This window comes from Bacillus altitudinis 41KF2b, assembly GCF_000691145.1.
GTDB lineage: Bacteria > Bacillota > Bacilli > Bacillales > Bacillaceae > Bacillus > Bacillus altitudinis.
Genome location: NZ_ASJC01000002.1, coordinates 183,261 through 195,608, shown reverse-complemented (window position 1 = coordinate 195,608; position 12,348 = coordinate 183,261). Strand labels below are relative to the sequence as shown.

General features: G+C 43.4%; 16 protein-coding genes and 1 riboswitch. Of the genes, 13 read left to right on the top strand and 3 right to left on the bottom strand.

The annotated features are described in order from the left end of the window. The first annotated feature begins 123 nt into the window (after positions 1 to 123). Together BA79_RS05005 and BA79_RS05000 are read left to right on the top strand one after the other, a co-directional pair. On the top strand, positions 124 to 954 hold the full coding sequence (locus BA79_RS05005; protein ID WP_008347057.1) for an ABC transporter ATP-binding protein: 831 nt from the start codon (positions 124 to 126) through the stop codon (positions 952 to 954). Between the two features lie 72 nt (positions 955 to 1,026). After that, positions 1,027 to 1,278, top strand: coding sequence for a YusU family protein (locus tag BA79_RS05000; protein ID WP_017359282.1), 252 nt, complete (start codon positions 1,027 to 1,029; stop codon positions 1,276 to 1,278). A 232-nt stretch (positions 1,279 to 1,510) separates the two neighbouring features. On the opposite strand, the gene BA79_RS04995 is transcribed toward BA79_RS05000, so the two are convergent. From BA79_RS04995 to BA79_RS18905, 3 genes are read right to left on the bottom strand one after another with little or no spacing between them, the layout of a single operon-like run. Further along, positions 1,511 to 1,858, bottom strand: coding sequence for a spore coat protein (locus tag BA79_RS04995; RefSeq protein ID WP_017359283.1), 348 nt, complete (start codon positions 1,856 to 1,858; stop codon positions 1,511 to 1,513). 12 nt (positions 1,859 to 1,870) lie between these two features. Further along, positions 1,871 to 2,122 carry a hypothetical protein gene (locus BA79_RS04990; protein WP_060698253.1) on the bottom strand — a complete coding sequence of 84 codons (252 nt, stop codon included), beginning with the start codon at positions 2,120 to 2,122 and terminating at the stop codon, positions 1,871 to 1,873. A gap of 10 nt (positions 2,123 to 2,132) precedes the next feature. Further along, positions 2,133 to 2,270: a YuzL family protein gene (locus tag BA79_RS18905; RefSeq protein ID WP_008347049.1), complete on the bottom strand. Its 138-nt coding sequence runs from the start codon at positions 2,268 to 2,270 to the stop codon at positions 2,133 to 2,135. Between the two features lie 199 nt (positions 2,271 to 2,469). Here BA79_RS18905 and BA79_RS04985 point away from each other — a divergent pair, with 199 nt between their 5' ends. From BA79_RS04985 to BA79_RS04935, 11 genes are all read left to right on the top strand, one after another. Then, positions 2,470 to 4,857 (top strand): 3-hydroxyacyl-CoA dehydrogenase/enoyl-CoA hydratase family protein, encoded by a 2,388-nt coding sequence (locus BA79_RS04985; RefSeq protein ID WP_035701318.1) that lies wholly within the window; start codon positions 2,470 to 2,472, stop codon positions 4,855 to 4,857. A 12-nt stretch (positions 4,858 to 4,869) separates the two neighbouring features. Next, on the top strand, positions 4,870 to 6,045 hold the full coding sequence (locus BA79_RS04980) for an acetyl-CoA C-acetyltransferase (protein ID WP_008347045.1): 1,176 nt from the start codon (positions 4,870 to 4,872) through the stop codon (positions 6,043 to 6,045). 14 nt (positions 6,046 to 6,059) lie between these two features. After that, on the top strand, positions 6,060 to 7,841 hold the full coding sequence (locus BA79_RS04975) for an acyl-CoA dehydrogenase family protein (RefSeq protein WP_035701312.1): 1,782 nt from the start codon (positions 6,060 to 6,062) through the stop codon (positions 7,839 to 7,841). A gap of 110 nt (positions 7,842 to 7,951) precedes the next feature. After that, positions 7,952 to 8,308: an arsenate reductase family protein gene (locus BA79_RS04970; protein WP_008356673.1), complete on the top strand. Its 357-nt coding sequence runs from the start codon at positions 7,952 to 7,954 to the stop codon at positions 8,306 to 8,308. 66 nt (positions 8,309 to 8,374) lie between these two features. Then, positions 8,375 to 8,758 carry a glycine cleavage system protein GcvH gene (gene gcvH / locus BA79_RS04965; protein WP_008347039.1) on the top strand — a complete coding sequence of 128 codons (384 nt, stop codon included), beginning with the start codon at positions 8,375 to 8,377 and terminating at the stop codon, positions 8,756 to 8,758. A gap of 44 nt (positions 8,759 to 8,802) precedes the next feature. After that, positions 8,803 to 9,039: a YusG family protein gene (locus BA79_RS04960; RefSeq protein WP_008347037.1), complete on the top strand. Its 237-nt coding sequence runs from the start codon at positions 8,803 to 8,805 to the stop codon at positions 9,037 to 9,039. 127 nt (positions 9,040 to 9,166) lie between these two features. Further along, positions 9,167 to 9,511, top strand: coding sequence for a toprim domain-containing protein (locus BA79_RS04955; RefSeq protein WP_008347035.1), 345 nt, complete (start codon positions 9,167 to 9,169; stop codon positions 9,509 to 9,511). An 11-nt stretch (positions 9,512 to 9,522) separates the two neighbouring features. Further along, on the top strand, positions 9,523 to 9,825 hold the full coding sequence (locus BA79_RS04950) for a thioredoxin family protein (protein ID WP_007500346.1): 303 nt from the start codon (positions 9,523 to 9,525) through the stop codon (positions 9,823 to 9,825). Between the two features lie 120 nt (positions 9,826 to 9,945). Then, positions 9,946 to 10,287, top strand: a complete 342-nt coding sequence (locus tag BA79_RS04945) for an SCP2 sterol-binding domain-containing protein (RefSeq protein ID WP_008347033.1) — start codon at positions 9,946 to 9,948, stop codon at positions 10,285 to 10,287. A gap of 102 nt (positions 10,288 to 10,389) precedes the next feature. After that, a riboswitch (SAM riboswitch) is annotated at positions 10,390 to 10,498 on the top strand. A 155-nt stretch (positions 10,499 to 10,653) separates the two neighbouring features. Then, positions 10,654 to 11,679 (top strand): methionine ABC transporter ATP-binding protein, encoded by a 1,026-nt coding sequence (locus tag BA79_RS04940; protein WP_017359288.1) that lies wholly within the window; start codon positions 10,654 to 10,656, stop codon positions 11,677 to 11,679. Further along, positions 11,672 to 12,340 (top strand): methionine ABC transporter permease, encoded by a 669-nt coding sequence (locus tag BA79_RS04935; protein WP_025207943.1) that lies wholly within the window; start codon positions 11,672 to 11,674, stop codon positions 12,338 to 12,340. Before BA79_RS04940 ends, BA79_RS04935 begins: the two co-directional genes overlap by 8 nt. Positions 12,341 to 12,348 lie beyond the last annotated feature (8 nt).

Below are 12,348 nucleotides of genomic sequence, written 5' to 3'. Positions count from 1 at the left end.
TTGAAAATGATTTTCAAGATCACTTAAATCTGATACACTAAATTGAGATAAGTGATCTTTGACGTCTACATAGACGATATTCAATATAAAAAATTTGGATGAGAAAAGGAGCGTTTGAGCGGAATGAGTGCCATTTCTACTGAAGGTTTAAGCTTAGGTTACGGAGAAACAATGATCATAGACGAACTAAATGTGTCAATCCCTAAGGGTGAAATCACAGTATTTATTGGCAGCAATGGATGCGGTAAATCCACGCTACTTCGCTCTTTGGCCCGTCTCATGAAGCCAATGGGTGGTTCTGTCCTGCTTGAAGGTCATTCCATTGCCAAATTACCAACAAAGGAAGTGGCGAAACAGCTCGCCATTCTTCCGCAAGGACCGGAAGCGCCAGAAGGATTAACGGTACATCAACTCGTCAAGCAAGGGCGATATCCTTATCAAAATTGGCTGAAGCAATGGTCAAAGCAAGATGAAGAAGCGGTAAATCGCGCACTGAAATCAACGAAGATGGAAGACCTTGCTGATCGAACGGTTGATTCATTATCAGGTGGACAAAGGCAGCGTGCATGGATTGCGATGACATTGGCACAGGAGACGGATATTATTCTATTAGATGAGCCAACAACGTATTTAGACATGACGCACCAAATTGAAATCCTTGATCTTCTTTTTGATTTAAATGAAAAAGAGCAGCGCACGATTGTCATGGTTCTGCATGACCTCAATCTCGCTTGCAGATATGCGCATCACCTTGTGGCCATTAAAGACAAGTCAATTTATGCAGAAGGAAGACCGGAAACTGTCATTAACTGTGATCTTGTGAAAAATGTCTTTGATATGAACTGCCAAGTCACAACAGATCCTTTATTCGGAACACCGTTATGTATTCCGCACGGCAGAGGACGCTGTATTGTCCAACAGGCACAAGCTGAGACATTTCTTGCTGCAAGATAATCGTATGTGAAAAGCCTGACATCTGTTACACGCAGAGTCAGGCTTTTTTCTGAAAAAAGGAGCGGAATACAAATGGGAAATGAATTAGATGAAAAGCTCGAAGGCCTGCTTGATAAATATACAGAGCTGCTGCTTGGTGAAACGAATGAGGAACTGAAAAGAGATGTCTCGCAGTGGATCATCTATTCTCATATTGCCAAAAGCATGCCGCCTTTAGCCAAGCATTTTAATGACACGTATCCAGAGGCAAAAGAAGACATCAAAGAAACGATTCAGCGGATCAAGCAATTAAATGAAGCTCATCGTGCCAATAAAGACCGTTAAAAAACTGCCAGTACGAGCTGGCAGTTTGAGATTGTTGACAAAGGGCTAAAATGAACTTTATTTTAGCCCTTTGTCTTCTTTTCAGCGTGATAGAAAACCTTTGCAGTCTAGGAAGGACGAGCACCGGATCGGAGCGAATTCGACATTCGTGAGCACCGAAGCGCAGGACTGACACCGAATGCGAGGGTTTGTCTACACGCTGAAACTGCCAGTACGAGCTGGCAGTTTTTCTTTATGACATGGGTGATGATCCGTACGGTGATTGATCTGTCAGTGTTTGCTGGAACTTCTGATGTGCTTGCTGAAGCTTCTGCTGGTCAGCAGCTTCGACAGAGTACCAGCCATATTTGAACATGACATCATATAAATGTCTTTGCGCTTTTTGTGTTTCGAGCGCAATTCGCTGAATATCTTGGTAAAGAGATTCATGGCTGAATTCATTGAGCGCTGTGTTATATCCGCTTGTCATATATTTTTCAGTCGACAAAAGGTCTGTGACAAAGTCGCGATCGTTCATGTTTGTCGTTGTTGGAACCGGCGTTTGTGGATTCCCGATTTTTTGTTGGTTTTGCTGTTCCATGTCTGTTACCTCCTATTGCATAAAGCCAGAAGACTGGCCTTGCCCTGAGCTGCCTAAATGTTGAAGTATTTGTGTGTAATGCTGATGGTGCATTTGACCAACTTGATTGAGTTCTTGTTTCAATGTTTGATCCTGACAATGCTCGGCCATAAAGTGGGCCTTTTTCATCGCGATCAAATTCCAGTTCAGCATATCCTCTAGGTACAAGGAATCCTTTACTGAAATTACCTGTGGGGGCATATTCATTTGCTGGTTGTTCAAGATGTGTTCCTCCTTACGATTTCTTTTTATATTGCTGATTTTGACTGGTCTTTTTACCGCCTAGGTCTGCTTCTTGTGATGGACCTGCGTTTCCTTTCACACTTGCAGCACTTACGCCTGCTTTTGATGGGTTCTTTTGCAAACGAGACATGTGGACATCACCTCCATTCTTACAATTCCCCCTCGTCTTTAATTCATACGCTGTAAAGAAAGACGCATGAGAATGTGTAAATTTTTGAAATCTGCTATTGAACTGTTTCGGAAAATCTTTTAAGATAAAGAAAGAGGCATTGCTTTTTTTTGGACAAAAAATGAATGACTGTTCATTCAAAATGTTTAGGGGGATATTTATGGGCAAACATATTCGCAAGGCGGCTGTCATTGGTTCAGGTGTCATGGGCTCAGGCATTGCTGCACATCTAGCCAATATCGGGATACCAGTAACATTGCTAGATATTGTGCCACATGAACTGACAAAGGAAGAAACGGCAAAAAAGCTAACGCTTGATCACCCTAGTGTTCGGAATAGATTAAGCCAAGACGCAATGAAAAAATTGTTAAAGCAAAAGCCAGCACCTCTTACTTCAGCCAAAAACCTATCATACATCACACCCGGAAATCTCACAGATCACCTTTCCTTATTACACGATGCTGACTGGATCATTGAAGTCGTGACTGAAAAGCTCAGCATTAAACAACACGTATTCTCTCTCATCGATGAACACCGCAAAGAAGGCAGCATCGTATCCAGCAATACATCCGGTATTTCTGTTGAAAAAATGGCAGAAGGCCGATCAGCTGATTTTAAACGCCACTTTTTAGGCACTCACTTTTTTAACCCAGCTCGTTATTTAAAGCTGCTAGAAGTAATTCCTATTCAAGAAACAGATCCAGAAGTACTCTCATATATGAAAACATTTGGTGAAGATGTACTTGGCAAAGGTGTGGTCGAAGCAAAAGATACACCGAACTTTATTGCCAACCGCATTGGCACTTATGGGCTTCTTGTCACAGTGCGTGAAATGCTTGAGAACAAATACACGATCGGAGAGGTCGATTCTGTTACAGGTCCACTCATTGGCAGACCGAAAAGTGCGACCTTCCGCACACTTGATGTGGTGGGACTCGACACATTTTCTCATGTAGCCCGCAATGTGTATGAACAGGTAGAAGGAAAGGAAAAAGATATTTTTCAGCTGCCTGAGTTTGTGGAAAGAATGCTCGAAAAAGGGTGGATCGGCAGCAAAGCAGGGCAAGGATTTTATCAAAAAAACGGGAAGACCATTTTAGAGCTTGATCCTGTCACACTCACATACGGAGAACGGACAAAGCTGAAGGATCCGGGCATTGACATTGCCAAGCAGCAAAAGGGGACAAAAGCGAAATTGAAAGCGCTTATTTATCAAGACGGCCGTGCTGGGCAATTGCTATGGAATATGACCGCACCTGTTCTTCTTTATTCAGCTCATCTAAAAGGCGACATTGCGGATGATATTCAGTCCATCGATAACGCCATGAAATGGGGATTTGGCTGGCAGCATGGCCCATTCGAGCTGTGGGATGCGATTGGCGTGAAAAAAGCCGTCAGTCGAATGGAAGCGGAAGGGCACAGCATCCCGACCTGGGTGCAAGATATGCTTTCAGAAGGACATGACACGTTCTATCAAGAAAATGCCGAAGGAGACCGTGCATTTTATCAGAATGGTGCTTATGAACAGGAAAAGGGCAACGACAAGAATATTTCTTTAGCTAGATTGAAAAAGAAACACGATGTCATTTTTAAAAATACAGGTGCAAGCTTGATCGATATCGGGGATGATGTGGCCTTGCTTGAATTTCATTCGAAAAGCAATGCCATTGGGCTTGATGTCATTGATATGATCAATCGTGCTGTAGATGAAACGGAAAAGAATTATAAAGGGCTGGTCATCGGTAACCAAGGAAAGAACTTCTGTGTTGGTGCGAATCTCGCCTTAATTTTAATGGAAGCACAGGACGACAACTTCTTTGAAATTGATTTTGTCATTCGCAGGTTCCAGCAGGCGATGATGAAGGTGAAGTATAGTGACCGTCCAGTTGTGGCTGCACCATTTGGTATGACACTTGGCGGAGGGGCGGAGCTTTGTCTACCAGCAGCCGCTATCCAAGCGTCCAGTGAAACGTATATGGGGCTTGTCGAAGCGGGGGTCGGACTCATACCGGGCGGAGGCGGAAACAAAGAACTCTATCTTCGCCATCTGCAAGGAGCGGAAAAGCCATCAGCAACTGCGATCCAAGATGCTACGCTACAAACCTTTGAAGCCATTGCGATGGCGAAGGTATCTACGTCAGCAGAGGAAGCGCGTGATATGAAGATGCTCCGAGTGAATGACCGGATTAGCATGAATGGTGATCATTTAATCCATGATGCGAAACAACTCGTTCTTTCTCTTGATGAAGCGGGTTATCGTGCACCTCTGAAGCGAAAGGTGCCCGTGATGGGGGAAACAGGCTACGCAGCAATGGTGCTGGCTGCTGAAAACATGAGATTGTCTGGATACATTTCAGACCATGACATGACCATTGCGAAAAAACTAGCGCATGTCATTTCTGGCGGCAAATTGCCATTTGGTACAGAGGTGGATGAACAATACTTATTAGAGCTTGAAAGAGAAGCCTTTTTAAGTCTTGTAGGGGAAGTCAAATCTCAGGCACGCATGCAGCACATGCTCGTTAAAGGAAAACCTTTACGTAACTAGGGGGGAGTCAAAATGAGAGAAGCAGTGATTGTAGCTGGCGCAAGAACACCAGTAGGGAAAGCCAAAAAAGGATCATTAAAACATGTCAGACCTGATGATATGGGCGCATTGTGTGTAAAAGAAACGCTAAAGCGTGCGGGTGATTATGATGGAACAATCGATGATTTAATCATCGGATGTGCGACACCAGAAGCAGAGCAAGGGCTGAATGTGGCGCGGAATATTGGGGCGTTAGCAGGTTTGCCATATACAGTACCTGCTATTACCATTAACCGCTATTGCTCTTCTGGTCTGCAGTCAATTGCTTATGCAGGTGAACGAATTATGCTTGGGCAGGCAGAAACCATTTTGGCCGGAGGCGTCGAATCGATGTCGCAAGTCCCAATGATGGGTCACTCCATTCGTCCAAACGCTCTTTTGGCAGAGCAAGCGCCTGAATACTATATGAGCATGGGCCACACAGCGGAGCAAGTGGCGCAAAAGTATCAGGTCACACGGCAAGATCAAGATGCTTTTGCGGTGAGGAGCCATCAAAAGGCAGCAAAGGCACTTCAAGAAGGGAAATTTTCAGATGAAATTGTTCCCGTTGATGTGACAGAAAGACGGGTAGGAGAGCAGTATCAACTAGAAGAACGCCAATTTACGTTCTCACAAGATGAAGGTGTCAGAGCGGGCACAACAGAGGAGGTTCTCTCAACGTTACGACCTGCCTTCTCAACAAAAGGCACAGTGACTGCAGGAAACTCTTCGCAGACGAGTGATGGAGCGGCATGTGTCATGATGATGGATCGCGAAAAAGCATCTTCTCTTTCTCTTCAGCCGCTCGCCAAGTTCAGGGCGTTTGCTGTTGGTGGTGTACCACCTGAAGTCATGGGGATTGGGCCGGTTGAAGCCATTCCCCGTGCGCTGAAAATCGCTGGTCTAGAGCTGAAGGACATCGGGCTGTTTGAATTAAATGAAGCATTTGCTTCTCAGGCGATTCAAGTCATTCGTCATTTAGGGATCGATGAAGAGAAGGTAAATGTCAACGGCGGCGCCATTGCATTAGGACATCCGCTAGGCTGTACAGGAACGAAACTCACGCTGTCCCTCATTCATGAAATGAAACGGCGAAATGAACAATTTGGTATTGTGACGATGTGTATCGGCGGGGGCATGGGAGCAGCAGGCATTTTTGAATTGATCTAAAGGGGGAAAACAGGATGAAAGCAATGGAAGATGTAAAAAAGGGTGGCAGTTTCTTAATAGATGAGACGAATTATGAGCATATCTTTACACCAGAGGATTTTTCTGATGAACATCAAATGATCGGGAAAACAACAGAAGATTACATTTTACAAGATGTCGTTCCGCACATCGATCAAATTGAAAATCATGAATTCGAGCATTCTGTTCGTCTCTTGAAAAAGGCTGGAGAGCTTGGCCTGCTTGGTGCGGATGTTCCTGAGGAATTTGGCGGGCTTGGGCTAGATAAAATCAGCTCAGCCATCATTACTGAAAAATTTGCAAGAGCAGGCAGCTTCTCTCTTTCTTACGGCGCCCATGTCGGGATCGGTTCTTTGCCGATCGTGCTGTTTGGCAATCAAGCGCAAAAGGAAAAGTACCTGCCAGGACTCGCCTCAGGAGAAACAATTGCGGCATATGCCCTAACAGAGCCAGGGTCAGGTTCTGATGCGCTAGGTGCGAAAACAACGGCAGTCCTGAATGAAGCTGGAACACATTATGTCCTCAATGGGGAAAAACAATGGATCACAAACTCCGCATTTGCCGATGTGTTTGTCGTGTATGCGAAGATTGATGGGGAACACTTCTCTGCTTTCATCGTAGAAAAGGATTTTCCTGGAGTCAAAACAGGACCTGAAGAGAAAAAGATGGGCATTAAAGGGTCCTCGACGAGAACGTTAATCCTTGAAGATGCCGAAGTGCCAAAGGGGAATTTGCTTGGTGAAGCAGGCAGAGGTCATGTCATTGCCTTTAACATTTTGAATATTGGACGCTATAAACTGGCTGTAGGGACAATCGGTGCATCAAAACGAGTCATTCAATTATCGGCAGAGTATGCCAATCAGCGTAAGCAGTTTAAAACACCAATTTCTCAATTTAGCTTAATTGGCGAAAAAGCAGCCAACATGTCGGCAAAGCTTTATGCCATGGAAAGTGCTGTATACCGCACAGTCGGGTTATTTGAACAAAGAATGGGTCTGTTAAGTGACGAGGAGCAAAAGGATGGGAAACAAATTGCGCAATCCATTGCAGAATATGCGATTGAATGCTCTCTTTGTAAAGTGCTTGGCTCTGAAACGCTCGATTACATTGTGGATGAAGGTGTGCAGATTCACGGCGGATATGGTTTCATGCAAGAATACGAAGTCGAAAGAGCCTATCGCGATTCACGAATTAACCGTATTTTTGAAGGAACGAACGAAATTAACCGATTGCTTGTGCCAGGCACCTTCTTGAAGAAAGCGATGAAAGGAGAGCTTCCGCTTCTTCAAAAAGCGCAAACCCTACAGGAAGAGCTAATGATGATGATGCCGGAAGAGCCGGGTGATCAGCCGCTTGATCAAGAGAAATACTTACTTGCCCATGCGAAAAAGATCGCCTTGATGGTGGCAGGTATGGCAGCGATGAAATATGGGAAAGCATTAGACAAAGAGCAAGAAATCCTTGTGAATATAGCAGATATCGTCAATGAACTCTTTGCTGCTGAGTCGGCGGTCTTGCGTACGGAAAAAGCAATCGCTGCATCAGGCGCAGAAAAAAATGCACAAAAGCTTGCGTATACACAAATTTTCGCGCAGGAAGCCTTTTTAAAAATTGAAGCTCATGCGAAAGAATCATTGATTGCCATGGAAGAAGGAGATTCACTCCGTATGAGTCTGTCAGCCCTTCGCAAGCTGACAAGATTCACGCCAATGAATGTCATTGCGAAAAAGCGTGAGGTGGCGAAACGAATCTTTGAAGCAGAGAAATATATCGTATAAGACGGCTTAAAAGGTGCGGATATCATGCCGCACCTTTTTGTAAGCATACATTTAGGTTTTTCATATGTTTTGTGATAAAATGTTGTCACTATTTGCAGGAGGTGAAAATGGTGGCTTTAGATTTTTACGAATACCCATCTTGCGGTACATGCCGAAAAGCAAAGAAATGGCTGGAAGAACACAATAAAGACATCAACAGCATACATATCGTCGAAGAGACGCCTGATAAAGAAACATTAAAAGCCCTTTACGAAAAAAGCGGTTTAGAGCTGAAGAAATTCTTTAATACGAGCGGTCAGAAATACAGAGAGCTGCAGCTGAAAGATAAACTTCCTGCAATGTCAGAGGACGAGCAGCTTGAATTACTAGCGTCTAACGGAATGCTGATCAAGCGTCCAATTACAACAGACGGCAAACGAGTGACAGTTGGATTTAATGAAGATACATTTAAAAGCGTCTGGAAATGATGTAACTTTCATTCAGATTGTGGTATCTTCAATATAGATTGTAAGAAAAGACTGGAGGGGTATGAAATGAGCACACCAAAAGATTTACGTTATTCAGAAGAACACGAATGGGTCAAAGTAGAAGGAGATAAGGTGCGCATCGGTATTACGCATTTTGCTCAATCTGAGCTAGGCGATATCGTGTTCGTTGAGCTTCCTGAAGTAGGAGACAAAATTACAGCGGACGAGCCTTTCGGAAGTGTAGAATCAGTCAAAACAGTTTCTGAACTATACGCACCGATTAACGGCACAATCGTTGAAGTAAACGATGAGCTTGATGACAGCCCAGAGTTCGTCAACGACTCTCCATACGAAAAAGCTTGGATGATCGTAGTAGAGCCAGCGGATGCATCTGAAATCGAGAACTTAATGACTGCTGAGCAATATGAAGAAATGACAAAAGAAGACTAATTCATGTGAAATTGGACACTCTACCTTTATGGGGGGTGTCCAATTTGTCTTTTCAAAAAGAACAGGTGGATATAACAGAGCATGTCACTGGACGATTCAAAGAGAGTGGCATGGTGCTTTACCATCAAAACGAAGAGATTGGTACGATGATTAGTGAAAATCAATATGAATTAAAATCAGGTTATTCCTATGATCAAAACCGTTTTTATCGTCTGTCAGATACATTGACCCATGGGACTGAAAAATATGTAGACTGTGACGATGAAAATGGCTGGTGCTGATCACAGATAAGGCTGCAGTAAGTTCTGCAGTCTTTTTGTTGATCAATTGCCCAATCTTTACAACCTGAATGAAAGATTGTAATCTAAGGAAGAAGTGAATCAACGTCAAAAGGGCCGGGTGATCGTGATGAATGTCGAGATAGAAAAGGTCATCATTGTAGAAGGTAAATCAGATAAACAGAAGCTAAAAGAAGTCATAAGTGAACCTGTTACCATCATTTGCACCAATGGCACGATCAGTACATCGAAGTTGGATCAGCTTGTGGACGATTTATTCGGGAAAGACGTTTACATATTAGCAGACAGTGACGATGCTGGCGACAAACTGCGGAAGCAATTTCGAAAAGAATTCCCTGAAGCACTGCATCTTTTTGTCGACAGAACGTACCGCGAAGTGGCCGCTTCACCGTCAGCCCACATTGCATCTATTCTATTAGCTGCAAACATTGATGTTCATTCGAAATATTTATAAGGGTGACGTATATGAAAGAGATTGAAGAGCATGAATTCAAGGAGATAGAGGACGATTTATTTCTTTTGTACTTATATACACCATTTTGCGGAACATGCCAGCTGGCAAAGAAGATGCTGGCAGTGGTTGATGCCATGCAGCCGGAAGTTCCTTTTTATGAGAATAACTTAAATTACTCGCCAAGTTTTGCGAAAGCATTTGAGATCGAAAGTGTCCCTTGCTTTCTCCTGTTTAAAAAGGGTGAAATCGTGCAAAAAGGCTATGCCTTTCACTCCGTTCCATATCTTCACGAAATGATTGAAACCGCTAAATAAAGCGGTTTTTTGTCATATTTCAAGCAATTCATTTGAAAATTTGTCGAGCTATTTATAAAGGACAAGCCGATGTTTGTAGAGAAATGTTATGTATAACCAAATGACAGGGAGGTTATACATGTGGAAAATGTGAAAGCCCATGGAAGTGCAGGGCAGCGATTATTGTTAAAGCCGCTGCTCTCATCATCATCCTTGAAGATTACATTTGAGGCGGAAACGGACTCTTGTACATTGATTGTGGATGAACGTGGTGAAGTGAAGAAACTACCTGCAATTGAGTTATCGGATCTCATCTTTTATGGTGAGCGAAAAGAGATTTTGCAATTATTAGATGGAGACATGTCCTTACAGCAGCTGATCAGCAGAGGACAAGTGAAAGTGAAAGGCTCATTTCGAGCTCTTCTAAGACTAGAAGCGGTACTTTGGCTGACGAACGGTTTTTTTCGAAAAATGATAACGTAGTCGTTTACTTGGAAATTAGCGATTTACAGCGTTGACATATCTCAGATAGCATGATATTCTACGTTAGTAAAAACATGAACATCACATAAAACAACATATTTTCTCTTATTAAGAGAGGTGGAGGGACGTGCCCTATGAAACCCGGCAACCGTCAGCATAGCTGAAATTGGTGCCAATTCACTCAAAGCCGCAACGCTTTGAAAGATGAGAGAAAGGCGTATTTGATATAAAAGGCCTTTCTGCTTGCGTTGCAGTTAGGTCTTTTTTACTGACCTTGCGTCAGGCTAGCGTCATAACAGTCGGAAGAATAAATGAACGTATGTGATGGCAACCTATAGATTCAGCAAGAAAGCAGGTGAACAGACTGTGATCCATTTACAGAATGTATCAAAAACGTATCTTTCAAAAAGCGGAAATGTTGATGCCGTGAAAGACGTCAACTTGGATATCGATAAAGGTGAAATATTCGGAATTATCGGGTATAGCGGCGCAGGGAAAAGCTCCCTGATTCGCCTATTAAACGGTCTGGAGCTGCCAACAGAAGGAATCGTTGAAGTGGCAGGCAACCGAATCAATGAAGTATCGAATGCGAAACTTCGGAAAGCAAGACAAGAAATCAGCATGATTTTCCAGCACTTTAACTTGCTCTGGTCAAGAACAGTGAGACAAAATATTATGTTTCCGCTCGAGATCGCAGGTGTACCAACATCAAAGCGGAGAGCTCGTGCAAACGAACTGATTAAATTGGTCGGTTTAGAAGGAAAAGAAAATGCATATCCTTCTCAGCTCAGCGGCGGACAAAAGCAGCGTGTAGGGATTGCGAGAGCATTAGCGAATGATCCAAAGGTTCTGCTATGTGACGAAGCCACTTCTGCGCTTGATCCACAAACAACGGATTCCATCCTTGAGCTTTTAGCCGATATTAATAAACGACTAGGACTCACCATTGTATTGATCACACACGAAATGCACGTCATTCGCAAAATTTGTCATCGTGTGGCGGTGATGGAGAATGGCCGTATTGTCGAAGAAGGCGAAGTATTACGTGTCTTCAGACAGCCGAAAGAAGAAATGACGAAACGATTCGTGAAACAGCTTGCTGAACCAGAAGAAGCAAAAGAAACGATCGAGCACGTCCTAGAGAGAGTAAAAGAAGGTCAGGTCGTCAGGTTGTCCTTTATTGGAGATTCTGCCGAACAGCCGCTGATCACGGAAATCATTCGATCCTTCAAGGTCGATGTGAACATCTTGCAAGGAAAGATTTCTCAAACGCAGGAAGGCGCGTTTGGAACACTCTTTATCCATATTAATGGAGACGAGAACGAAGTTGAAAAAGCCATCGCCTATATCCAAAGCAAACAGGTTGAAATCGAGGTGATGACACATGTTTGAGAAATGGTTTCCGAACGTTGATCTAGAGGTTATTTGGAACGCGACAGGTGAAACGGTCTATATGACACTCATTGCACTAGCGTTTGCTTTTGCTATCGGCATCATCCTTGGGCTGTTGCTCTTTTTGACAAGTAAAGGCGGTTTATGGGAAAACAAACCAATTAATGCTGTCATCGGCGCAGTCGTCAACATTTTCAGATCGATTCCCTTTATCATATTAATCATTCTATTATTAGGATTTACTAAACTAATTATGGGCACGATATTAGGTCCAAATGCAGCATTACCAGCCCTTGTCATTGGCTCAGCTCCTTTCTACGCACGTCTTGTCGAAATTGCACTGCGTGAAGTAGACAAAGGAGTCATTGAAGCAGCAAGATCTATGGGAGCAAAAACGTCGACCATTATTTTCAAAGTATTGCTGCCAGAATCACTGCCAGCCCTTATTTCAGGAATTACTGTAACAGCGATTGCTCTGATTGGCTCTACTGCGATTGCAGGAGCAATTGGAGCAGGCGGACTGGGTGACCTTGCTTATGTAGAAGGATACCAATCTGGTAATACAGATGTCACACTTGTAGCCACTGTGTTTATTCTGATCATCGTCTTTATCATTCAAATAATCGGTGATTTGATTACAAATAAAATTGATAAACGTTAAGGGAGGAA